This window comes from Corynebacterium sp. HMSC075F02 (genome assembly GCF_001838335.1).
Lineage (GTDB): Bacteria > Actinomycetota > Actinomycetes > Mycobacteriales > Mycobacteriaceae > Corynebacterium > Corynebacterium jeikeium_D.
Window position 1 is genome coordinate 303,474 of record NZ_KV836314.1, and the last position, 23,654, is coordinate 327,127.

Genomic DNA, 23,654 nt, shown 5'->3' on the forward strand with positions numbered 1-23,654 from the left:
TCAACTACGGGCGTCCGTCTCTATCCGTTAGCAGGGCGCAGCAGTCCAATCGTAGTGATGTATCCGCAGGCACTAACCTGACTCGCCTGATGGCGGTATGGGCTCTAGGGCTTGGTGCTTTCTTCGGAATTGTCGGCAGCATGGTCTTTGAACAAGGGCAAAATGAGGCAGTCGAAAGCACCTTTACGTCCACGTACGCTTCGTACTCCGCACAATAATCATTCCGGTTTCCTGCGTTGGGGTGGGACGTAGACTGGAGACTGTGTATTGCCAGTTTTGTCATCATGATCAGACACGAGTCTTGGACTCACGGTTAATAGATAACGGTATGGGGATTCGTCGCCGGAGAGAATGCCTGAATTGCGGTAAACGTTTTTCTACGATTGAACGCTCGCAGCTGATGGTCGTTAAACGGGATGGAATCCCTGAGGAGTTCAACCGTGAAAAGGTCATCCAGGGTGTTCGACGTGCGTGCCAGGGGCGCGAAGTATCAGAGTCTCAGCTGAAGAAACTTGCACAAAAAGTGGAGGAGAGCCTCCGCGAGAAAGGCACGCCCCGGGTGGACTCAAACGATATTGGCCTTGCCATCCTTGAGCCGCTCAAAGAACTGGACGAAGTTGGCTATCTCCGCTTCGCTTCGGTGTACAAGTCCTTTTCCTCCGCGGACGATTTCGCGCAAGAGATTGCCAGCATGCGGAAGGGGAAAGGGCCGCAGGCTAATGGCAACGAGGTAAAAAAGAACTAACGCAGTTTATCCACACGTTTCTTTACTCGAGTCAGGGATACGCTCTGGGCGGTACCCAAGCGTTGTGCGAAAAGGCTGACACGCAGTTCTTGGATGAGCCACTGAATATCCCGTACCTCCGCGGAATTCGGACGTGCCTTAGGTAGCTGCTGAAGCTTTGCCGCCAAGTATTCGCGGGCCTCAGTCACCTCATCCTCACGTTCAGCATCACGGTCCGGGTCACGGTTCATTTCCTCAAGCCGAATCTCCATCGCTTGGAGATAACGTGGCAAATGTCGTAGGTGCTGCCAACCGTGCCTTGCCACAGCGCCCTTAGGGAACATGAACTCCAGCTGGCGACGCATATCGTCAATGGCATCGCCTTCCCACTTGTTTAGCTGATTCACCACCGAGACATAACGAGGCATTGCCTGGGCAACGCCGACGACCAATTGGCGCACCTCTGAGGCGACTCCAGAACGAACGTGTTCGAGTAGTTTGTCGAATTCCTTCGGATCGCGGACCGGGCCACCGGCAGCCATCATACGGTCGCGAATCACTGCGACACGGCAGTCCTCGACAAGCCCATCGGCGCCCCCATGTGGCCATGCGTCCACGCCAACACGTTGCTGGAGTGGAAGCCCCTTAGTCATTTGTGCACCATTTACTGGGCAATCCCGCAATAGCATTGTCAAGTTTGTGGTCGCCAACGTCGCCTCAGCCTGAGCCTTAGTTGGTTTGACCTCAATGGCCACGCCATCCTTGGTGGTCACCAGCGTCGGATACATCGTGACGGACTGACCGTCGACATTACTTTTGACCGTTAATGAGACGGCGCCCAAGTTCTCTGAAGTCCACTTTTTCACAGCTTCGCGTGCTGCAGACTTCGAACGTTTCGACACAGCAGTTGAGACCGTCGAGGCATGCTTGTCTCGAAGCGCAGCAAGATCTCGGCTCTGATCGACGATCTTTCCATGGCGGTCGACCACTGCGTAGTTAAAGCGCAAGTGTGCTGGCAGCTTCGAAGGGGCAAAGTCTGCACCATTGATGCCCGAGCCTCCGAGTCGTCGTAAAGCATCGGCAAAAACATCGACGAAGCGGCCTGAGTACGGAGTCATCGTCTCCAGCGCGCGGCGTGCGAAATCCGGGGCGGGGACAACGGACTTCCGCAGTGCCTTCGGCAGAGTGCGAATGTAGGCTTCCGCGAGCTCAGCGCGAAGACCTGGTACCTGCCAGTCGAAGCCATCTTCACGCAGACCTGCAAGAAGAGGCACGGGGACACGGAGAGTCACACCGTCATCAGGGGCGCCCGGTTCGAATTTATAGGACAGAGAGAAATCGACCGAGCCCTGCTGCCACATTTCGGGGAAGGCGTTGTCGTCGATGTCGCCGGCTTCGGGGTTGAGCAGCTTATTGGGATCAAAGTCCAGTAGATTTGGCTGCTTGGGCTTAGTTTTCTTCCACCAGCGGTCAAAATTGGTGGCCGTGGTGATAGAGGCGGGCAGCTTGGAGTCGTAGAACGCGTAGAGCACGTCGTCATCGACGACAATGCCGCGGGAACGCTGCTTTTCCTCGATCTTCTCGGCTTCGGCAAGTTTGTCTTGATTGTTCTTAAAGAACTCGTGATGTGTGTTCCATTCGCCGTCGACAAGCGCAGAGCGAATGAAGATCGAGCGGGCGGCGTCGGCATTGACTCGGTGATAAGGCATCAAACGGTCAACCACCACGGGCACGCCGTAGAGCGTCGACTTCTGGTAAGCCATCGCTGCACCGCGCTTAGTAGACCAGTGAGGCTTTGAGTACTGGTGCTTGAGCAGATGAGGGGCTACCTTCTCTAGCCACTGCGGCTGAATCGTGCCGACGTTGCGCGCAAAAGTGCGCGAGGTCTCGACGATTTCCGCAGCCATCACCCAGCGAGGCGGCTTCTTTGCCAACGCGGACGAGGGGTGAATGAGGAACTTAGTGTTGCGGGTGCCAGTAAATTCCTTGCCCTCGCCCTCGCGCGTACCAATCATCGATAACAGACCCGGTAACAGTGACTTTGCCACCTCGTCGGGATTGTCGACACCGTTGGTTGAGCTGCGGGCCGAAAGATGCCAGCCCAGCTCGGCCGTTGCCTGGTGGAGCTGACGCACCAAGTCCTGCCACTCGCGAACGCGCAGATAGTGGAGGTACTCGCGCTTGCACATCTTGCGGAATTGGTTACCGCTAAGCTCGCGACGCTTTTCCTCCAGGTACTCCCAGAGCTTCAGTAGGGAGTTGAAGTCGCTGGTGGTGTCCTTAAAACGGGCATGTAGCTGATCTGCCTGAGCTTGGAACTCCAGTGGACGTTCGCGAACATCCTGCAGAGACAAAGCGGCGACAATGACGGTTACCGCCCCAAGAGTGGTGTTCTCGTACCCTTCGACCAGCATGCGGGCAAGACGCGGGTCGACTGGGATACGGGCAATTTGTCGGCCGATGTCCGTCAGCTCGGGGGCATCAGACCCCGACGTGGTGGTAATAGCCTGAAGCTCTGTGAGCAGGTTAATGCCATCGCGGATTGCTTTGTGCTCTGGTGGCTGGACAAAGGGGAAGTCCTCAATCGCGCCAAGCCGCAGTGAAATCATTTGCAGTACAACCGAAGCGAGATTGGTGCGCAGAATCTCCGGATCCGTAAACTCGGGGCGCGAGAGAAAATCCTCTTCGCTGTAGAGACGAATCGCCACACCATCAGCTACACGGCCACAGCGTCCAGAGCGCTGATTCGCGGATGCCTGGCTGATGTCCTCAACTGGCAGGCGCTGCACCTTCGTGCGGGTGGAGTAGCGGGAAATGCGTGCGGTACCAGTATCGACGACATACTCGATACCAGGGACCGTCAGCGACGTTTCCGCAATGTTGGTCGCCAGCACAATGCGACGCCCGGAATGCGGAGTGAAGATCCGATGCTGCTCTGCATTAGATAGCCGACCGAATAGTGGAACGGCTTCTACACCTTTCCAGTGTTTGCCCTCGATGGCTTCGGCAGCTTCTCGGATCTCTCGCTCACCCGAAAAGAACACCAGGATATCGCCGTCGCCAAGCCGCATCAGCTCTTCACACGCAGCGATTACACCATCGATCTGCTCGATGGCGACTTCCTTTTCCTGCCCATTCTTCGCAACAACGGTCCGCACCAGCGGGCGATAGCGGATTTCCACCGGGTAGGTGCGCCCCGACACCTCGATGATGGGCGCAGGGTGCTCGTCGTCAGGCGCGAAATGACGAGCGAACCGTTCCGGATCAATCGTCGCGGAAGTGATAATGATTTTCAGATCTGGACGCTGCGGCAGAATATGCTTTAAATATCCCAGCAGGAAGTCGATGTTGAGGCTGCGCTCGTGCGCCTCATCGATGATGATGGTGTCGTACTCGCGTAGCAGTCGGTCGCGGCCAATTTCGGCCAGCAGGATACCGTCGGTCATCAGTTTGATGCAGGTATCCTTGCTCACGCGATCATCAAAACGCACTGCATAGCCGACGTGCTGTCCAATCTTTTCGCCCAGCTCATGAGCGATGCGCTCCGCGACGGAACGCGCCGCAATACGACGTGGCTGAGTGTGACCAATCTTGCCCCGCACGCCGCGTCCCAGTTCGAGGCATATCTTCGGGATCTGCGTAGTCTTACCAGAGCCAGTCTCACCAGCAATAATGACGACCTGGTTGTTTTCAATTGCCTCTGCAATGTCGTCGCGGCGCGCGGACACCGGCAACTGGGCAGGGTAGGTGATGCGAGGAATCGCTTTACGACGATCTTCTAACCGCTCCAGCGCAAAGTCGAGGTCTGCAGAGATTGCAGACAGCGCCTTCGGCGCGGATGCTCGCTTTAGCCGGCGTCGGAAGGACTGAGCCTCCCGAATCGGCAATTGATCAGCGAGCTGGTAGAGCTCCTTTTTACGCGTGTCCTTAGCAGGTTTGCCAGAGCGCTGTGGCCTGGCGGAATTGCGGTGGCCGGAGTGGTGGTTTCCCGACTGGGCACGTGGAGCTGGTTTATCAGAACGGCTAGGAGTACTCATGGTTGCCTACTAGATTAGCCGCGTCTGGGGAGACAACCCACATCTGTGCTGATTAAGAGGTGCTCGAGATAGTCCGATGGCAGCAGGGAGCGTCCTACTTTGCGGCTGCTAGCTCTTCGGCAACTTCCTTGCAGTCCTCGCGCCCACAGTGCTGTGTCTCGGTGTGCTCCCAGCAATCATCGCAAATAAGCACCTGACGACGGCAGGTATCTTCGTTGATGCAGTTCTGGAAGGTGTTTGTGGGCTTGCCGCAGTGGACGCAGTGCCCGAGCTGTACGTAGTCCTCGTCTTCGATGCCATCGCCAAACTCCATATGCATGCGCTTGTCGAAGACATATAGGGAGCCTTCCCACAGCCCCTTATTGCCAAACTTTTCGCCGTAGCGCACAATACCGCCGTCGATTTGGTAGACCTCTTCGAAACCGCGGTTCTTCATAAGTGCGGAGAGGATCTCGCAGCGGATGCCGCCGGTGCAGTAGGAGATAACCGGCTTGTCCTTCATCCAGTCGTACTTACCGGATTCCAGTTCGTCGATGAAGTCGTGCGTGGTCTTTACGTCCGGGACGACAGCGTTTTTAAACTTGCCAATCTCGGCTTCCATTGCGTTGCGGCCATCGAAGAAGATGACATCGTCGCCGCGTTCCTCGACCAGTTTATTGACCTCTTCCGGCTTCAAATGTGTGCCGCCGCCAATGACACCATCGACATCGACTTTCAGCTCACCCGGAGCACCGAAAGCGACGATTTCGTCGCGAACCCTGACGGAGAGTTTTGGAAAGTCATCAGCGCCGCCTTCGCTCCACTTGAACTGCATGGAGTGAAAAGCGGGGTACTGCTTGGTTTTCTTGATGTACTTCTTGCAGGCATCGAGATCACCGCCGACGGTGCCATTGATGCCGTGCTCGGACACCAGAATGCGGCCCTTGAGCCCTAACGACTCGCAAAGATCGCGCTGCCATAGCATGATGGCACGCGGATCGGACAGTGGGGCGAACTGGTAGTACAGAAGAATCTTGCTGATGCTCACGGGGACTATTCTAGTCTGCTCTCTCAGTTATCCTATTTTCGGCGTGAGCTGCTGGTATGGCTTAGTGCTTCTGATAGAGAGCCTTCTTCTGGTACTTAGGCTCCGAAGTCACTAGCACACCGAGGTTGCGGAAAATTGTTTCGTCCACGCTGCCCAGAATGGTGGTGGTGTGGACATCGCAGTTTCGAAGGTTCTTCAGCTCGGCGAGGGCTGCGCGGGCATCGTCGCTGGTGGCCGCCGACACGGAAAGGGCGATAAGAACCTCGTCGGTATGTAAGCGGGGGTTGCGGCTGCCCAGGTGATGCGTCTTAAGCGTTTGAATTGGCTCAATGGCAGCTGGGGAGAGCAAGTGCAAGTCCGGGTCGATATTGGCGAGCTTCTTGAGAGCGTTGAGGAGCATTGCTGCTGAGCATCCGAGTAGTTCAGAAGTCTTGCCCGTGATGATTGTGCCGTCGTGCAATTCGATTGCGCTACCCGGTGCCCCGGTAGATTTCTCAACTTCAAGTGCTGGTGCGACGACTCGGCGGGCGGCTGTCGACACGTTGGCCTTGCTCATAATCATGGCAATGCGCTGTGAGACTTCGTCGTCTGCGCTGTTCTTGTGTTCGTCGACAAGAGCCTTGTAGTAACGGCGAACGATTTCCTGGTTGGATGCCTCTCGGCACACTTCGTCATCGTCGATACAGTAACCGGCCATATTGACGCCCATGTCGGTCGGTGACTTGTACGGCGACTCGCCCGCGAGCTTCTCCAACAGAGTGCGCAGCAGTGGGAAGACCTCGACATCACGGTTATAGCTGGTGACCTTGGTGTCATAGGCGGCCAAATGAAAAGGGTCGATGAGATTGATGTCATCGAGATCAGCTGTTGCCGCCTCGTAGGCCAGATTTACCGGGTGTTCGAGTGCCAGGTTCCAGATAGGGAAGGTCTCAAACTTTGCGTAACCGGAACGAATTCCGTGTTTGTGATCGTGATAAATCTGCGATAGACAGGTCGCCAGCTTTCCAGAGCCCGGGCCCGGCGCTGTAACAACGACCAAGTCCCGCGACGTTTGCGCCCATTCATTCAGCCCGAAGCCGGCTTCACTGACAATTTTCTCCGTGTTTGTCGGGTAGCCCTCGATATTGCGATGGCGGATTACGCTCAATCCGAGTCGCTGCAGGCGCTCAATGAAGTTCTTTGCCAGGGTGTTGTCGTCGGAAAGCTGCGTGACGACGACGCTGTCGACTAGAAACCCGCGTTCACGAAAGACATCGACGAGGCGCAGCACATCGTCTTCGTAAGTGATGTCGAGGTCAGCGCGGACCTTGTGGCGCTCCAAATCCTTGGCATTGATGCACACCATGATTTCCAGATCGTCTTTGAGGCGATCGAGCATAGCGATTTTATTGTCAGGCGTGAAGCCGGGGAGCACGCGCGAGGCATGCATGTCATCAAATAGCTTGCCGCCCATTTCGAGATAGAGCTTGCCGCCTTCACCTGCGATGTCTGCGCGCCGCTTCTTAATATGAGCGGATTGCATTTCGATGTACTTTTCGCGGTTAAAACCGACAGCCTGAGCCATGGTGCCCTTTCTGAAGTTGTGTCTGCGAGGAGCGCGCTAAAGCTTGCGAAATTCTACTGTGTCCATGGTAGTGATACTGCCTTGCGAATGTCGTATCGGTTACTGCTGTCGCGGGGGGAATTTTGGGAACTTTGGCTTATTAGGCCACGCGTAGGGGATTGTCTGATTAAAGTCCAACATATTGATATTCAAAAAGAAATATGAAGAGGATGTGACATGCTCGATCCCCAGATGGCATCATCGTCGAATTCGGCAGAACCAACCGCACGCGCCCCGTACCAAGTGGGCAGGCGAGGCTTCCTCGTCGGAGCAACTGCCGTGTCAGCTGCGAGTATGATGCCTGCCGTAAATGGTGCATCAAAGGCAAACGCCGCTCCTGCAAACGGGGCTTCTGCCGCCGCGGGGAATTCGACCACCACTTTGAATGTCGGTCGAGGAATGGCTGACATGACAGGCGAGCCACTCGGCGCTGGCATGAACGGGTATGCGGTCATGGACCAGACCACCTCGGGTCTGCGTCTTCGCCAGATGGCGCGTGCATTCATCTTCGGTGATGACAACGACAACCGTGTCGTCCACGTCACCGCAGATATGGGGCTCATGTTCCAGTCCATCCAGATGGAAGTTCTGCGGCGACTGCGAGCTCTCTTCGGAGACCTCTACCACGAGGGCAACGTGCTTATCTGCGCATCTCATACGCATGTCGCGCCGGGTGGTACATCGGGCCATCTTATGGTCGACCTGACTACTCTCGGTTTCCGTCCCGTCACTTTCGAAGCTGTGGTCGTCGGTGTGGTCAAGGCTATTGAACGTGCACACGCTGATTACCAGCCGTCGACTATCCACCTGACCAAGGGGATTGCCAAGGATGCGGGTGTTAACCGCTCCCTGGAGGCATTCAGGCGTAACCCCGAGGAAGAACAGCGTCTTTTCCCCGACGGAGTCAACCCGGAAAGCCATACACTGCACGTGAGTCGCGGTGGTCGCGAAGTCGGATTCATTAACTGGTATGGAATTCATCCGACCACCTTCGGCCCCGAGCACACCATCATCGACGGCGACAACAAGGGCTATGCAGCATGGAAGGTTGAGGTCGACCGCGGGGTTACCCACCGTGAGCCGGCCGATGCCCCCTTTGTCGCCGCATTTACCATGTCGTGCCCGGGTGACATCAGCCCGAACATGGGGCTCGTGCCAAATTCGGGTCCCGGCAACGGAGACGAAGCAGAGTCCGCCCGCATTCTCGGTCAGCGTCAGATTGACGCTACCCAAGGCCAGACCATTGCACTGCCAGGAGGCGGGATCTCCACCGTCCACAAGTGGGTCAACCTCGGCGATGTCGACATCGATGGCCAATTCACGCCCGATGGCCAGCCACACCGCACTGGACCTGCAATCCTCGGTGCGGCCTTCGCAGCCAGTAGCCAGGAGGACGGCGGCGGCGAACCGGCCCTAGGTTTCAACGAGGGTCAGCGTGGAGGCACACCGTGGGTACGTCAGCTCAATAACGTCGTACTCCCGAAGAATATCGGGGAGATTCAGGGTGAGAAAGAGTGCCTGCTGCCAGTGGGCTACATCGATGGTCTTCTCCAGCAGACCCATATGTTCTCCATCACCCGCATCGGTGGCTTCACCTTGATTACCAACGGCCTTGAACCCACCACGATGTCGGGTTACCGCATGCGTCAGCACGTCGCCGATGTCCTCGGCGTTCCAATCGACACTGTCATCTGCCAGGGCTACACCAACAGCTATGGACACTACGTCGTTACCCCAGAGGAATACGATCAGCAGGACTACGAGGGCGGCGCGACGGCTTTCGGCAAGTACACGCTCAGTGCGATGATCTCCATCTATCACGATCTCGCCCACGCGCTTGCCGACGGCATGGCTGTCGACCCGGGTAGTGCTGCAGGTGATCTCACTGGCATCATCCCGCCGTCGCCAGCAGGAGGAAAGATTATCGATTCCGCACCAATGGGCAAGAATTTTGGTGACGTGCTCGAATCGACTGCAAGCATCACGGTAGGGCAGAAGGCCGTTGCCCAATTCGTCGCGGCAAATCCGAATAACGACTTGCGACTGGAAGACGGCTACCTACTTATCAAGAATGACCGCGGCGAGATTGTTTCCGACGACTGGGACCAAGCAACTGTCATTGAGTTTGCCAAGGACGGTATTTATACCACCGCCAAGGTCACTTGGGAGACCGCAGGAGTCGCGCCGGGCAAGTATGACATCATCGTGCGTGGTAGCGCGTTGGGTGTCGGTGATTCACTGAACGAATTCGAGGGAGTCGCCGCGGTGGAGCTCGTGTAAGAACGTCCAATTAAATACGTCCATGCGCATAATGTGACTTATACTTCGGCCTTTAAAAACTCATCAAGGGCTTGTCTCACGTATAGTCCGTTGTGCGCATTATTTGTATGTATCCGTCAATTTGGCAGGAGCAATTTGCTTCATGAGTACCTCAAACGATCCATATAGCAACAACGATCCTTACGGTGACGGCAGCCGGGACAATGAGTCCAATAACTATGACTCCCAGAGTCACGGTTTTCCCAACAATGGTTCGCAGGATTACAACCCTTACGGGTTCGATTCGGACGCACAACATGGCCCGCGTGGACCAGAGGATTCGCCAGAGTGGAATCAGGCTTACGGCCGTGAACAGGCTTATGGCGCAATTCCTTCTTACGGTACTGGCGAGTCTCGCGATAGTTATGCCGGGCAACCCTATGGTGCGGACTCGAGCTACTGGCAGCAACCGGCAGGTGGGAATCCTGCAGCCGGCGCGCTTGCTCCAGGTGTCAACATGCCAGGTGGCGATGAGCCGCCGGTGAAGCCTGTGGCACAGGGGTCGACGAAGGTCGACATTGGACGTGCCTTTTCCGCGGCGTTTCGTAGTCTAAACAGCAATTTTGCTTCCTGGCTTGGCATCATGCTGACGTTCTTCGCCGTACTAGTTGCCCTGATTGTTGGCGCAGCGGCAATTCTCTTTGCATCTGGTGACTTCGATCCGGACTTTGAGCCGAACTATCCAGGCGATGTTCCGTTTGAGGATTTAGGGTCGATGTTCGCGACTCTCGGCGCGATGGCACTGCTATTTGCGGTGGGCATGTTCGCGATGCAGGCATTCATGCTGCGCGGTGCATTCGAAGCTGTCGACGGGCGAGTGCCGAGCTACGGTACTTTCTTCCGTGTAAACCGGTGGGGATCTCTTATCGGTGCCTACATTGTCACGTTCCTGGTGGGGCTGCTCGCCATGCTTCCGGGGATGGCACTCTTCATCGCTGGAGCATCCCTGTCTGCCAACGGCAGTGAAGCTGCAGCTGCGATGATTCCCATCGGCTACCTGTTGGTATTTGTGCTGTCCATCTTCATCATGCCAATCACAGCGACTATGCCGCTTCTTGTTTTCGATGGTCGAGCAACAGCACTTGAGGCTCCGGTCGTCGCTTGGCGCTTGGTGAAGCCTCAGTATTGGACGATGCTCGTTGCATTCATTCTGACGTCAATTGTTTCTTCCGCAGGTGCAATGCTCTTCTATATCGGTATGTTGTACACAGTCCCGCTTGCTCTCCTCGTGCAAGTACATATTTACCGTCAGCTCATCGGTGGCCGTCGAGTAGTTAATGAAGCCCAGGAGAATCCGGGTTATTACCCTCCGCAGCAGTAGCCAAACCAAACAAGAGAAAGCGCCCGAGGAACCGATAAAAATTGGTTCCTCGGGCGCTATTTCGTCAGCAGGTAATCCTGCTGGGGAGCGTTCGGCTATCAAAAGCCGAACCTATGCTCCGAATATTTAGCGGGTAGCCTCGGCGAAGACAGCCTGTGCAACACCAGAGACGGTGCCTGCAATCTTCACAGCTTCCCAGACCTGCTCCTTGGTCAGACCGGCATCGCGGACGACCTTTGCGTGAGAAGTCACGCAAGCTTCACAGCCGTTGATGGCAGAAACTGCCAGAGACCACAGCTCGAAGTCTTCCTTCTCGACACCCGGATTGGAGATGATGTTCATGCGCAGGCCGAACTTGACCTGTGCGTAGTCATCACCGAGCATGTGGCGAGTGCGGTAAGCAACGTTGTTCATGCCCATAACGGTGGCCGCACCAAGTGCAGACTCGAAAGCCTCGTCAGACAGGTGCTCCTTGGCTTCCTCGGCGATCTCGGAGAAAACAGTCTCGTTGCGGGTGGCAGCAGCGGATGCAAGCAGGGTACCCCACAGCTGCTGCTCGGAGAGTTCCGTAGAACGGGTGAGAGTGCCAAGGTTAAGCTTCATGTCCTTGGCGTACTCCGGTAGACCGGAACGAAGGTTATCGATGCTCATATGAGTTACTTCAGCTCCTGCTTCAGAACGTCCATCTTGTCGATGTTCTTGGTCGGGTCATTCTTCTGCCAGTTACATGCGCAGACCTCTTCAGACTGAAGAGCGTCGAGAACACGCAGAACCTCGTCAACGTTACGACCGACAGCGTCCGGGGTAACGGAGACGAACTGAATGATGCCGTCCGGGTCAATGATGAAGGTTGCGCGATCTGCAACACCGTCAGCGTTCTCGACACCGAGTGCACGCATCAGGTCATGGCGGATGTCGGAGAACATCGGGAACGGGATGTCCAGCAGTTCCTCGTGGGTTGCACGCCAGTTGAAGTGGGAGAACTCGTTGTCGCCAGAGCCACCGAGAATAACGGTGTCGCGGTCCTCGAATTCCTCATTCAGCTTGCCGAATGCAGCAATCTCAGTCGGGCAGACAAAGGTGAAGTCCTTCGGGTAGAAGAAGACGACCTTCCACTTACCCTCGTAAGACTCATTGGTTACCTGCTCGAAGTAGTCATCCGGAGAAGAAGCGTTTGCATCACGCAGGTTGCCGCCCTTCAGAGCGGTCAGAGAAAACTCGGGGAACTTGTCGCCAACAGTCAAAATTGCCATGGAATCCTCCTGAATGTATTCCTTTTGGGGTCACACACCATTATGCCTATGGATCCCCGAACCGTCAAGAGGAAAAAGTTAATAAGCTCGTGTAGGCTTATAGGTATGCGTAATAGAGATTATCGGCCCACTTTGCCTCAGTTACGTGCCTTTGTCGCGATTGCCGATACCGGTCACTTCGGTCAAGCCGCTGCCCGCCTCGGCATTTCACAGCCCAGCCTGTCACAAGCGCTTTCCACCCTTGAGCAGGGACTGGGGGTGCAGCTTGTAGAGCGTTCGACTCGCCGAGTGCTGGTGACGCCACTCGGTCGCGGACTGATTCCATATGCCCGCCAAGCATCTGAAATTGTTGACGAGATCGTTGCTCGCGCCTCTGGCCGTACAGATGATTTGTCCGGACCACTATCCATTGGTGTTATCCCTACGGTTGCTCCATACGTGCTGCCCAACTTCCTCCAGTTGGTTCGTGACGAGCTGCCAGATCTAAAGCCTAGGATCGTCGAAGAGCCGACCGAGCGCCTCATCGAATCACTTCGCTCCGGCACCATTGATGCAGCCATCATGGCACTGCCGTCCGATGTGCCTTCCTTTGAAGAGATCTACCTCTACGACGAAGAGTTCTACATCGTCGTGCCAGAGGATCATCCGCTGGCAGGTAAGGAAGAGGTAAAGCTTGAGGCAATCAGAGACTTGGACTTGCTTCTGCTTGACGACGGTCATTGCCTGCGCGACCAAGTGTTGGATATTTGTCGCAAGGTCGATGCTGTTCACGGCGAGACCTCCAGCTTGGAAACACGGGCGGCTTCTCTATCGACCGTCGTGCAGTGTGTTGCCGGTGGGTTGGGGCAGTCGCTTGTACCGGAATCGGCTGTCAAGATTGAGGCCGACCGTCCCGGCCTGGCTGTTGCGCGATTCGAAGGTCCGGCACGGCCGGGACGCACCATTGGGCTGGTTCACCGCGCATCATCGGTACGCGGCGGCGAGTTCAATCGAATTGCTGAACTGGTACGGCAGGCCTACATAGACGCTGTTGCCTAAAGCTCTCTTGGCGCATGCCGCAGTAGCGTATGAAATAAGCAAAACCGGGCTGGTAGTTCCAGCCCGGTTTTTCGCGTTTATCCCTGAATAATTCGCAGCGATGCCAACCTGACCTCGCCGTATTCATCAGATGCAGCCAAGTCAACGCCCGCTTCAAAGCGCCAGCCGTGGTCGCCCTCAGGGTCATCGAGTATCTGGATCACATGCCATAGGCCCTCACCAGCCTTGCGGTCAATCGAAATCATATCGCCGCCGCGAGCCTTTGCATCGATCCCTAGGTCATCGTATTCATCGAAGTAGTCATCCATCGCGGCAGGCCAATCTGGCGCATCGTCGAGGTAGTTGTCCAGGTCGGCCAGCTCCTCCTCCTTTTCAAAGGCAAAGAGCTGCACGTGGCGAAACATGAGATTGCGCACCATACGGGTAAATGCACGTTCGTTGCCTGTAAGGGGCCGCGACTCGTCGGTGTCAAAAGCCGCTTCCTTGAGAGTTTCCTCGTCCAATGGCTTGTCCGGATCGGCCATCTGCGCCCATTCATCCACCAGGGAGTTATCCACCTGCACAACGAGCTCGCCGAGCCATTCCACAATGTCCCGGAGTTCCTCGTTAGCGGCTTCCGGAGGGAGAGTGTGTCGCAAAGTGCGCCAGGCATCGGTGAGGTAGCGCAGGAAAATACCTTCAGAGCGGGCAATTCCATACTCAGATACCACGTCCGAGAAAGTCATGGCCTTTTCCACCATCTCGCGCACCACAGACTTGGGCGACAGCGAAAACTCACGCACCCACGGGTGACCTTGAGCATAGGTGTCGAATGCGCCCTCCAGCTCGTCGGCAAGCGGCATCGGCCATGTGATGTCTTCGACGATGTTCATACGTTCGGTGTAATCAACACCCTCGGCCTTGAGCGCGGCGATTTCTTCACCGCGTGCCTTTTTCTGCTGCGCGATGAGCAGTGGGCGAGGGTCTTCCAGAATTGACTCAAACACACTGATGACATCGAGTGCGTAGTTCGGGCTGTCCTTATCCAACAGTTCGAGCGCGGCGATGGCGAAAGGCGACAGCGGCTGATTGAGCGCGAAGTCACGCTGCAGCTCCATTGTCAGCTCGGGGCGGCAGTCATCGCCCTCGCCATGCATGACGACGATTCCCGCGTTGACCAAACCGCGGTAGAGCTCAATTGCGGTCAGAATAGCCTCATTTTGCTGGTGGCGGGTGTCGTGATTGGTGCGCAGCAGATGACGCATGTGTTCGTAGGTATCGCCACCACGTGCAATGACGTTGAGCAACATACCGTTGGTAACTGCAAAGCGGCTGGTCAGCGGCTCCGGTGGCTGAGAAACGATTTTGTCGAAGGTCTTCTCCGACCATGTCACTTCGCCCTTGGGAACGGACTTCAGCCGCAACTTCTTCAGTTTGGCCTCATCCTGGCCGGCACGGCGCCGCAGCTTGGCGTTTTCGATTTCGTGTTCAGGTGCTTCGACAACTACGGTGCCCTCGGTGTCGTAGCCAGCACGGCCGGCGCGTCCAGCGATCTGGTGGAACTCGCGTGACTTGAGAATACGGCTACGACGGCCATCGAACTTGGCCAAACCGGTAATCAGCACCGTGCGAATAGGCACGTTAATGCCGACGCCGAGGGTATCCGTGCCACAGATGACCTTCAGCAGACCAGTCTGAGAGAGACGCTCAACCAAACGACGGTACTTCGGCAGCATTCCCGCATGGTGGACGCCAATGCCCTGGCGCACCAACTTGGAAAGAACTCGACCAAAGGCCGTGGTAAACCGGAAATCGCCAATCTCTTCGCGAATCCGCTCCTTCTCCTCCTTCGTCAGCAGCTTCAGACCGGTCAGTGCCTGAGCCTGTTCAGCTGCTTGGCGCTGGGAGAAAAAGACGATGTAGATTGGGGCTTTGCCGGATTCCAGCAACTCCGCCAGCGTGTCATGAACTGGTGTGTAGACATAGTGGAAATCCAGCGGTACCGGGCGCGTCGTACCTGTAACGAGGTTGACGTCGAGTCCCGTGCGTTCCTTCAAATCCGTCTCAAACTTTTGAGTATCGCCGAGAGTGGCGGACATCAACAGGAATTGGCAACGGGAAAGCTCGAGCAAGGGCACTTGCCATGCCCACCCGCGATCGGGATCCGCATAGAAGTGGAATTCATCCATTACCACCTGGTCAATATCGGCGTCGGCCCCGTCGCGCAGGGCGATATTGGCGACAATTTCCGCAGTTGCGCAGATGATGGGTGCACCACCGTTGACGGTGGCATCGCCGGTCATCATACCGACGTTCTCAGCGCCAAAGACCTCGCAGAGGGCAAAGAACTTCTCGCTGACCAAGGCCTTAATAGGCGCTGTGTAAAAGCTGCGCTGGCCACGAGCGAGGGCGCAGAAGTGGGCAGCAATAGCCACCATGGACTTGCCCGAACCTGTCGGAGTGGCAAGGATGACGTGGTCGCCACCAGCGAGACCAATAGCGGCCTCCTCCTGGGCCGGGTAGAGCGTGATGCCCTGATCCCTGGTCCAGGCAATGAACGAGTCCATAATCGCATCGTCGAAAAGGGACTCTGGAACCTCAGCTAGGTCGGGAAGCATTTCAGATAGTGACACGCTTCCCACCCTAGCGGTAACCCCGGATTAGAAGCGGAACCAGGGCTTCCAGCCGCGCCGACGGCGAGGTTGTTCCGGTTCACCGGATTCTTCGCTTTCCGCCTGCTCTTCCCGAGGCTGTTCTGACTCAGGCTGTTCGGCAGTGCCGTCTGCAGAAAACTCCGCAGACCTATCATCCGCCGAGGCCGACTCGGATTCTTCCGAGTGTGCGTCAGTGTCCTCTGATGTAGTTGCCGAGGAATCCGAGCTGGCCGGGGTCTCCGCCTCGTCGTCAAGCGAGGAAGAATCCTCTACTGGGCGCAGCGGTTGAGAAGCGAGGAACCTTTCGAACTCAGCGCCAATCTCGTCGGCCGAAGGCATCTCGCCGTTAGGTCCAAGCAGGGGAGAAGTCTCCAGCTCTTGACGACGTTGAACTTCCTGGTCGTACTGTTCCTCGAGAAGATTGACCAGCTGAGAGACCTCGCCGGAATCATTCGTCTGCGTATTGAGCAGCTCCGCCACCCGCGCGGATTCCTTCTCCAACGCCTCAAGCGGGAGCTCGAGCTTGGCTAGTTTTGCTACCTCCTGCAACAGCCGCAGTGACGCCAGCGGATACTCAGAGGCCGCGACATAGTGTGGCACCTGTGCGGTGAAACCAAAGGCATCACAACCGCGGCTTGCGAGCTCGTACTCAATGTTCAGGCTCGCAGCACCCGGAACTGTGACGCGGTTTCCCCAGGTATGCATATCACCGAGTTTCCGCTTATCTGTGCCATGGGCGATGATGCCCAGTGGTCGGGTGTGCGGAACCGTCATCGGAGCCGAGTACAGCGACACAGTCCGACCGACATCGTAGCGCTCCGCCAACTCTGCAACGGCAGTCGAGAAAGCCTCCCACCGCATGTCTGGCTCAGGGCCAGAAAGCAGCAAGAACGGCTTACCGACGTTGTCGCGAACCACATTGAGTGACAGGTTCAAATCGGATACATCCACAATCTGGTCGTGGTTCATCGTCACAGAGGGACGGCGAGAACGATAATCAATCAGCTCGTCGATAGAAAAGTTCACCAATGGACGGTGCTCGAGAGCATCCAAGAGGAAACTAGCTGATTCCGAGACGGCATTACCGGCATCCGCATAACCGCTAAGTGCAATGACCAGGGTCAGATGGCCCTCGCTTCCCGTTACGTCAGGAACCGGAAAAACTACCTCGTACATATTGCCCTGAGGCTTGTCGGTCGGATCACTCACGTACGACTACCTCCTGCATCACATTTTTCGTCATTTGAAGTAAACAACCACGATACCGCAGAAACTATTCCAGTTATCCACAAGTAGAAAGTAGTCCACAGATGGGCCGATTTTTCCGGTCGCGCACAAGCAAGGCTGTTGCGGATTCGATAACAATGAGAGCCACCAGATGGCGAGAGGATTGTCCGCTGTCGAGCTATTCCAATGGGGGAAAAGGGGTAAGGAATTAATGGGAAACAAACAGAACTTCGGTGCAGGACAAAAGCCTGAAATTGAGCCGAGTGTTTTTCTGACGAACCTGCCGGGAATCGTTGGATTCTATCCGCGGGGGCAGGTAGTGATTGCGGCGTTGTATCGTCAGCAGGTCGAAGATCTCATCGATGGCAAGGTCGAGTTTGATCCGACAGCGCATGCTGGCCCGATGCTGATTAAGGATGTGGCCTCGATGGAGAACAATCCTGACTTGGTGCGGGCAGCCGCGGACTTCCTGCTCGATGAAGGATGCACTCACGCAGATGTGTTTATCATCGACGAATCCTGGGGGATTGAAAAGGACTCCACACCTATTACAGGCTGGCTGCGAGAAGGCGGCCTGCATGAGGTGCGTTTGGCGGGCGTTGCCACTATTGCTGCGGGGGAAGTTGTCACGGACGAGCAGGGAGAGATCGTCGGCATTGTCGGTGACAGTCTGATGACCGACAATGCAAATCTAATCTCTCGGCAGGGAGAGCAGATTTTCAAAAACTATGAGGAGTACCGCAGCTATTTTCGAGGTGGCCAATTCCGCGACAGTAAAGACAGGGCTCTGATTGAACGCCTCCGGGAACGAGCGACAGCCGTTGAGCAGCCTAGGAAGCTCAAAATTGGTTCGGACAATCCCGCGCTCATCGAGCATTTCGACATGCTAAAAGCCGCCGTGGAAAACGTGGCCGATGGTGTGATGGATGCACATGAGGCGGTTCGCGATGAAACCGCGGGATATGCCATTGCTGCAGCACTGACCAACGTCACCTTGCGCGATATGTCCATGATTTTCATTACTACGCAGTTGGCGCAATCAATGGGAGAAATCTGGCGCGAGGCCGCAATCGTCCACCGCGGCAGCCTGCGTGCTAACGCTTTAGCGTGTTTTGCCATCGCAAAGTTCGCGGCTGGGCTGGAGAACTATGCGCAAACAGCTCTCGATGAGGCAGCGGGGGAGCAACCGAATCATTCACTGACTCAGTTGCTGGAAATTGCGGTCGCCAATCAAATTGTGCCGAGGTGCGTTGGCACAATTCTTGGTGCGGCACAAGAGGTGCTGCGCAGGGTATACAAGGTGAAAATGCCGCGTATTGATTAGCGACCCTGCAAGCTGTGCTGCAGTACCTAGCGGTGCGCCGAGTGGGCTCGGTCGCCGAGGTTCTTGGTGTACTCCCATGCATCGGCGACGATGGTTTCCAGCTCCGTATGATTGGGCTTCCATCCGAGCTCGTCCATGGCGCGCTGAGAAGAGGCAATAAGGGTTGCCGGATCACCGGCTCTACGCGGTGCATCCTCAGCAGGAATCGGGTGACCGGTGACCTTACGGCAGGTCTCAATAACCTGGCGAACCGAAAAGCCGTCGCCAGAACCGAGGTTGAAGATACGGTGGGTTCCCGGCGTGTTGGACTCCAGTGCCAAGACGTGCGCATCGGCGAGGTCTTTGATGTGGATGTAGTCACGAACCGCGGTGCCGTCCGGAGTCGGCCAGTCATTGCCAAAGACCATAATCTTGTCGCGGTGACCGAGCGCAACCTGCAGTACCAGGGGGATGAGGTGAGTTTCCACCTCACGGTTTTCGCCAAAACCGCCCCAGGCACCCGCCACATTGAAGTAACGCAAGCTGGTAGCGCCGATGTTGTATGCCTTGGCGTAAGACGAGATGGCGTAGTCCATGGCCAGCTTGGTGGCACCGTAAGGGTTGGTCGGTGCGGTTGGCATGTCTTCGGTAATTGGTGTCTTCTCTGGCTCACCGTAGGTTGCAGCTGTCGAAGAGAACACCAGGTTATTCGTACCGGTATCACGCATTGCGTCGAGTAGCTTCAGGGTTTGGCCCACATTGTTGTGCCAGTAGTCGGAAGGAACCTCAACAGACTCGCCAACAAGCGATTTCGCAGCGAAATGAACGACGCCGTCGAAGCTGTCGGAGGACAGAACCTCGTAGGCCTTGTCCGCCACATCGCCTTCGACTAGGGTCGCGCCCTCTGGCACCGCATCACGGTTGCCAACAGAGAAGTTGTCCAGAATGGTGACATCGTGGCCAAGAGAAATCAATACTGCCGAGCACACGCTACCGACGTAGCCGGCACCACCAGTGACGAGGAGTTTCATTTGATAATCACCATGATTGCGTGAGACAGAGTATCCGGAATGTCAAGAGAATGATCACCACGGGCGAGAGTCACGCGGCCGGCGGCAACCTCGGCAAGTGCCTCAGTACCCGGCATAATTCCAGCCTTGTGGAGACGCTTCATGTAGCTCTGCTCGACCTGCAGGATTTCGTTAATCTGGACGATCTCAACGGTGTACTCGCCGGGGTTTAGATCGGACAGTCGGCGAACGTTCTCTAACGACTCTGGTGACTGAGTCCCACCGAGGTCTCCCAAACCGGGAATCGGATTGCCGAATGGGGAGCGTGTGTAAGAGTCAAGCACGTCGAGAAGTTTGCGCTCGACCTCGTCACTCATTACGTGCTCCCAGCGGCAGGCTTCGTCGTGAACCTTGTCCCATTCGAGGCCAATGACATCCGTAAGTAGGCGCTCAGCTAGGCGGTGCTTACGCATGACAGCCGTGGCCAGCCTGCGGCCCTCGTCGGAAAGCTGCAAGCTGCGATCTGGGGCAACTACGAGAAGGCCATCGCGCTCCATGCGCGCAACGGTTTGGCTAACGGTCGGCCCCGACTGCTCAAGGCGTTCGGCAATGCGAGCACGCAAAGGAATGATGCCCTCTTCTTCGAGTTCGAAAATCGTACGTAAGTACATTTCCGTGGTGTCAACCAAATCCCTCACGGTTTTCCTCCGATAACACAGTCTTAAAAGTTTTCACTCAAGTATTAGGATAACCACACTTGCGCAAGAAAGATGTTAGGGCTCGCAAATCTAGTGGCTTTGGTGCTGATTAGGCAGCGAAAAGCTTGGTTCGGTGGGCGCTGCTGAGACGGAAGGGAGCGTACGCGATGTCGAAAGTTCGACGTGCAGACGAAAACGCCGACCGCCAGTGTGGATGAAACTCCGGCACGGGGTCGGCATTGAAGTCCAGCTCTATCTCAGGGCTGAAATTAGGAACCCTATCGATGTCACCGCCATGTGGCGTTAGTTTGCGTACTCACGCAGCTTGTCAGCACGGTCACCCTCGCGGAGCTTGGACATAACTTCCCGCTCAATCTGGCGGACGCGCTCTCGAGACAGGCCAAAGTGGCGGCCAATCTGATCCAGCGTGCGGGGCAGGCCATCGTCGAGACCGTAGCGGAGCTTAATAACTTCCTGCTCTCGAATCTCGAGAGTGGACAGAACCTTGCGGACATCGTGGTGACGCAGGGAAGCGACAACTGCCTCCTCGGCATCAGTTGCCTCTGAGTCCTCGATGAAGTCTCCCAGAGGAGCTTCCTCATCAGTGCCCACCGGCATGTCCAAGCTCACCGGGTCGCGGGACTGACGCAGCAGCATCTCGATCTTGGCCTCTGGAATGCCGGATTCCTCTGCCAATTCCTCATTCGTAGCCTCACGGCCGAGCTGCTGGTAGAGCTCACGTTTGATACGAGAAATCTTGTTGACCTGCTCAACCAAATGGACGGGGAGGCGAATAGTGCGCGACTGATCAGCCATACCGCGGGTAATAGCTTGGCGAATCCACCACGTTGCGTAAGTGGAAAACTTGAAGCCCTTGGTGTAGTCGAACTTTTCCATGGCGCGGATGAGGCCCAAGTTGCCCTCCTGGATTAGATCCAGCAGAGGCATACCGCGGTTGGTGTAGCGCTTCGCCAGCGAGACCACAAGACGGAGATTGGCTTCGAGTAGGTGGGCGCGTGCAGCCTTACCTTCCTTTGCCAAAATCTTGACATCACGCTTCTTTGCGCGGGTCATTTTCGCGCCGGTCTGCAGCAAATGCTCGGCGTATACACCGGCTTCAATGCGCTTAGAAAGTTCCACCTCTTCTTCAGCGCTGAGAAGAGCAGTCTTTCCGATGCCGTTCAAATACACACGAACCAAATCGGCGGACGGATTGGAGTTATTGCCAGTGCGGCGCCCCTTGTCCCGTGGCTGACCTTCCAGTTCGTCATTTTGAATATCGGCACTCTTCATGAATCTGCCTCCTGGATTTTTAAGTGGACTCAATAACTACAACGCACGGAGTTACGGAAATGTTCCCGTGAAAGTTGATGAATGTCAATAGGGTAATTTTGCCATGCAAATATAATGTTTAGAAAAACTGCCGCGACTAGCATTCTACGAGAACTGTAAAGGGTCCATCATTGACGGATGCGACCTCCATCATTGCTCCAAATTGTCCCGTTTCGACCGTCAAGCCACGATTGCGCAAGTTCTCGACAATTTTTTCTATGACGGGTTCGGCTTCTGGGCCCGGAGCCGCGTCTACCCACGACGGCCGCCGTCCCTTCTTTGTCGCCCCCATCAACGTGAATTGGCTAACAACGAGCACCGGGGCGCCAGCGTCGACAGCGCTGAGCTCGCCATCCAGAATGCGCAGCTCCGCGATCTTGCGGGCCATCGTTTCCCAAGCATCGGCAGTGTCCTCGCGGCCAACACCTACGAGCGCCAAAATGGCGCCGGTATCGCCTCCGTCAACGTGGCCAACAACGGAGCCGTCGACAGTGACTGACGCGGATTTAACTAGGGTGAGAACGGCTTTCATTTACTGTTTATCCTCCAAGAGCTCGGTGGGGAGAATCAGACCATGGCGAACCAGGTCAACGACGATGGGAACTAGGGCGTCCTTGATTGCAGGGACTTCGGACTCATCAAAGGCTCCAAACATTGCCATGATGTCGATGACGGAGCCCAGAGCAGCTTCGGGATGCAGCGCACCCAGAATGGTTGCCACGGACTCATCGATTGAGTGTGTCCAGGCGGGGCCGTCGGTGCGTGAGATGCGCGTATCGAACTCAGTGAAGCCCTGGCCGCTGTCGACGTCGGCAAGCGAAACGCGTTCTAAGGCGACGCCAGGGCGCAGAGTAAAGGCAGCTTCGAGGATGGTGTTAGCAGTTTGTGCGCGAAGCCATTCGGCGCGGCCGAGATACTCCTGGGCTTCGGCGCCGAAGGGAGCGGCCAAAGGCTGCGGCATTTCTTCGCACACGGCGGAAGTCGGGCCGGCAATGCGTTGGACTGTGATGTAGCCGAACCCGATGCCTGTCACGCCGCTGTTGCGGAAGTGCTCCAGCCAGGCACGGGAGCGCTCGCAGCCTTCTGGGCTGCGGGGGTCGATGGACTCGTCTCGAAGCCAGGTGCCGATGTATTCCGCCGGCGTGGCGACATCTCGTTGTGTTACCCACACTTCGAGGCCTTCAGCAGGGAGCCAAGAGGCGATGCGCTGTTGCCAACTTTCGCCTTCGATATGGGCCCAAGCACCGAGCAGATGCGCCGTGCCGCCGTCGGTGAGATGGTCGGCCAGACCGCGGATCATAAGTTCGGTGGCACCGTCCAGATTCAATCCTGAGTCACGGTAAACATGTTCCACACTTGGCAGCCCTACGACGAACGGCGGGTTCGCCACAATGCGGTCAAACTTCTTGCCTGCAACCGGTTCAAACCACGAACCTTCGACGGCCTGCGCCTGGTCGAAGCCATTTGCGGCGAAAGTAGCGCGGGCAAAAAACAGCGCCCGGGGGTGAATGTCCGTCGCGACAATCGACTTTGCATCCGGCTGGGCAAGACTCTGGACGCCACAACCGGCACCGAGGTCGAGTACGGATTCCACCGCCGAGGTCGGCGAAATATCGAGGAGGGAGCGGGAAGCCCGCCCTACGCCCAAGACATGATCGGGTCCAGGAACGTGATCGCTCATAGAGGCATCGCGGTCGGAAAAGACAATACGGTCGACTCCCGCAATCTCGACCGGGCGCACATCGATACACACCTGTGCGTTGGTGGCGGTGCCGGCAAGTATGCCGCTGCCCAGTAACTTGGCTGTCAGCTCAGCCCCAAATAGCTGCTGTGCGTCGGCGAAATCGCCCAGGATGAAAAGACGCAACGCGGTCACAGTGTCCGCAGAAACGCCCTCAGTTTCGGTAAGTAGAACATCGACAACGCCGGGCTCACCGCGGTCCAGCGCGGCCAGTCCCTCGGCGCCTAGGACTCGACGCAGTGACTCACTGGAAAACTCAAGGCGCCTGAGCGCGGTGGCAAATTCCTCCGCACAGTCGACAAAATCACGAAGCTGCTGATCAGTCGGTGGGGTGAAGGTGGAGGGGGAAAAGGTCATCGTAGGCACTACCTTCGTCGTAAAGCGGGGC

17 protein-coding genes are annotated in these 23,654 nt (G+C 56.5%); 5 read left to right on the forward strand and 12 right to left on the reverse strand.

Going from position 1 to position 23,654, the window contains the following annotated elements:
• Nucleotides 1–262: 262 nt before the first annotated feature.
• On the forward strand, nucleotides 263–745 hold the full coding sequence (gene nrdR / locus HMPREF2920_RS08975) for a transcriptional regulator NrdR (RefSeq protein WP_042388651.1): 483 nt from the start codon (nucleotides 263–265) through the stop codon (nucleotides 743–745).
• On the opposite strand, the gene hrpA is transcribed toward nrdR, so the two are convergent.
• The 3 genes from hrpA to HMPREF2920_RS08990 all read right to left on the reverse strand — a co-directional run bounded on the left by hrpA (nucleotide 742) and on the right by HMPREF2920_RS08990 (nucleotide 7,352).
• Complete coding sequence (gene hrpA / locus HMPREF2920_RS08980; RefSeq protein WP_083308237.1) at nucleotides 742–4,761, reverse strand: ATP-dependent RNA helicase HrpA; 4,020 nt, start codon at nucleotides 4,759–4,761, stop codon at nucleotides 742–744. The two genes, nrdR and hrpA, sit on opposite strands and share 4 nt — an antisense overlap.
• Before the next feature lie 94 nt (nucleotides 4,762–4,855).
• Complete coding sequence (locus HMPREF2920_RS08985) at nucleotides 4,856–5,788, reverse strand: oxygen-dependent tRNA uridine(34) hydroxylase TrhO (protein WP_016422632.1); 933 nt, start codon at nucleotides 5,786–5,788, stop codon at nucleotides 4,856–4,858.
• A 61-nt stretch (nucleotides 5,789–5,849) separates the two neighbouring features.
• Nucleotides 5,850–7,352: a DUF1846 domain-containing protein gene (locus HMPREF2920_RS08990; protein WP_016422633.1), complete on the reverse strand. Its 1,503-nt coding sequence runs from the start codon at nucleotides 7,350–7,352 to the stop codon at nucleotides 5,850–5,852.
• Between the two features lie 216 nt (nucleotides 7,353–7,568).
• On the opposite strand from HMPREF2920_RS08990, the gene HMPREF2920_RS08995 reads away from it, so the two are divergent.
• Both HMPREF2920_RS08995 and HMPREF2920_RS09000 read left to right on the forward strand, forming a co-directional pair.
• Nucleotides 7,569–9,671, forward strand: coding sequence for a neutral/alkaline non-lysosomal ceramidase N-terminal domain-containing protein (locus HMPREF2920_RS08995; protein ID WP_070601515.1), 2,103 nt, complete (start codon nucleotides 7,569–7,571; stop codon nucleotides 9,669–9,671).
• A 142-nt stretch (nucleotides 9,672–9,813) separates the two neighbouring features.
• On the forward strand, nucleotides 9,814–11,031 hold the full coding sequence (locus HMPREF2920_RS09000) for an ABC transporter permease family protein (RefSeq protein ID WP_070601514.1): 1,218 nt from the start codon (nucleotides 9,814–9,816) through the stop codon (nucleotides 11,029–11,031).
• A 126-nt stretch (nucleotides 11,032–11,157) separates the two neighbouring features.
• Here the strand turns inward: HMPREF2920_RS09000 and HMPREF2920_RS09005 are convergent, their stop codons facing one another.
• Together HMPREF2920_RS09005 and HMPREF2920_RS09010 are read right to left on the reverse strand one after the other, a co-directional pair.
• Nucleotides 11,158–11,682, reverse strand: coding sequence for an alkylhydroperoxidase, AhpD family (locus tag HMPREF2920_RS09005; RefSeq protein ID WP_016422636.1), 525 nt, complete (start codon nucleotides 11,680–11,682; stop codon nucleotides 11,158–11,160).
• Between the two features lie 5 nt (nucleotides 11,683–11,687).
• The gene (locus tag HMPREF2920_RS09010) at nucleotides 11,688–12,284 is read right to left on the reverse strand and encodes a peroxiredoxin (RefSeq protein ID WP_016422637.1); all 597 of its coding nucleotides are present in this window, start codon (nucleotides 12,282–12,284) and stop codon (nucleotides 11,688–11,690) included.
• 105 nt (nucleotides 12,285–12,389) lie between these two features.
• Here HMPREF2920_RS09010 and HMPREF2920_RS09015 point away from each other — a divergent pair, with 105 nt between their 5' ends.
• On the forward strand, nucleotides 12,390–13,322 hold the full coding sequence (locus HMPREF2920_RS09015) for a hydrogen peroxide-inducible genes activator (protein ID WP_049193018.1): 933 nt from the start codon (nucleotides 12,390–12,392) through the stop codon (nucleotides 13,320–13,322).
• A gap of 77 nt (nucleotides 13,323–13,399) precedes the next feature.
• Here HMPREF2920_RS09015 and HMPREF2920_RS09020 read toward each other — a convergent pair whose 3' ends face one another.
• Nucleotides 13,400–15,919, reverse strand: coding sequence for a DEAD/DEAH box helicase (locus tag HMPREF2920_RS09020; protein WP_141750518.1), 2,520 nt, complete (start codon nucleotides 15,917–15,919; stop codon nucleotides 13,400–13,402).
• A gap of 42 nt (nucleotides 15,920–15,961) precedes the next feature.
• The gene (locus tag HMPREF2920_RS09025) at nucleotides 15,962–17,164 is read right to left on the reverse strand and encodes a PAC2 family protein (protein ID WP_016422640.1); all 1,203 of its coding nucleotides are present in this window, start codon (nucleotides 17,162–17,164) and stop codon (nucleotides 15,962–15,964) included.
• Between the two features lie 229 nt (nucleotides 17,165–17,393).
• Here HMPREF2920_RS09025 and HMPREF2920_RS09030 point away from each other — a divergent pair, with 229 nt between their 5' ends.
• A complete protein-coding gene (locus HMPREF2920_RS09030) occupies nucleotides 17,394–18,506 on the forward strand; it encodes a DUF4192 domain-containing protein (protein ID WP_049193020.1) in 1,113 nt (370 codons plus the stop codon).
• A gap of 26 nt (nucleotides 18,507–18,532) precedes the next feature.
• Here the strand turns inward: HMPREF2920_RS09030 and galE are convergent, their stop codons facing one another.
• From galE to HMPREF2920_RS09055, 5 genes are all read right to left on the reverse strand, one after another.
• A complete protein-coding gene (gene galE / locus HMPREF2920_RS09035; protein WP_016422642.1) occupies nucleotides 18,533–19,516 on the reverse strand; it encodes a UDP-glucose 4-epimerase GalE in 984 nt (327 codons plus the stop codon).
• Complete coding sequence (locus HMPREF2920_RS09040; RefSeq protein ID WP_016422643.1) at nucleotides 19,513–20,193, reverse strand: iron-dependent transcriptional repressor DtxR; 681 nt, start codon at nucleotides 20,191–20,193, stop codon at nucleotides 19,513–19,515. Before HMPREF2920_RS09040 ends, galE begins: the two co-directional genes overlap by 4 nt.
• A gap of 303 nt (nucleotides 20,194–20,496) precedes the next feature.
• Nucleotides 20,497–21,486 carry a sigma-70 family RNA polymerase sigma factor gene (locus HMPREF2920_RS09045; RefSeq protein WP_016422644.1) on the reverse strand — a complete coding sequence of 330 codons (990 nt, stop codon included), beginning with the start codon at nucleotides 21,484–21,486 and terminating at the stop codon, nucleotides 20,497–20,499.
• A gap of 136 nt (nucleotides 21,487–21,622) precedes the next feature.
• Nucleotides 21,623–22,057, reverse strand: coding sequence for a D-aminoacyl-tRNA deacylase (gene dtd, locus HMPREF2920_RS09050; protein ID WP_070549538.1), 435 nt, complete (start codon nucleotides 22,055–22,057; stop codon nucleotides 21,623–21,625).
• The gene (locus HMPREF2920_RS09055; RefSeq protein WP_070549536.1) at nucleotides 22,058–23,623 is read right to left on the reverse strand and encodes a DUF7782 domain-containing protein; all 1,566 of its coding nucleotides are present in this window, start codon (nucleotides 23,621–23,623) and stop codon (nucleotides 22,058–22,060) included. It abuts the gene before it with no gap.
• Nucleotides 23,624–23,654: the final 31 nt, after the last annotated feature.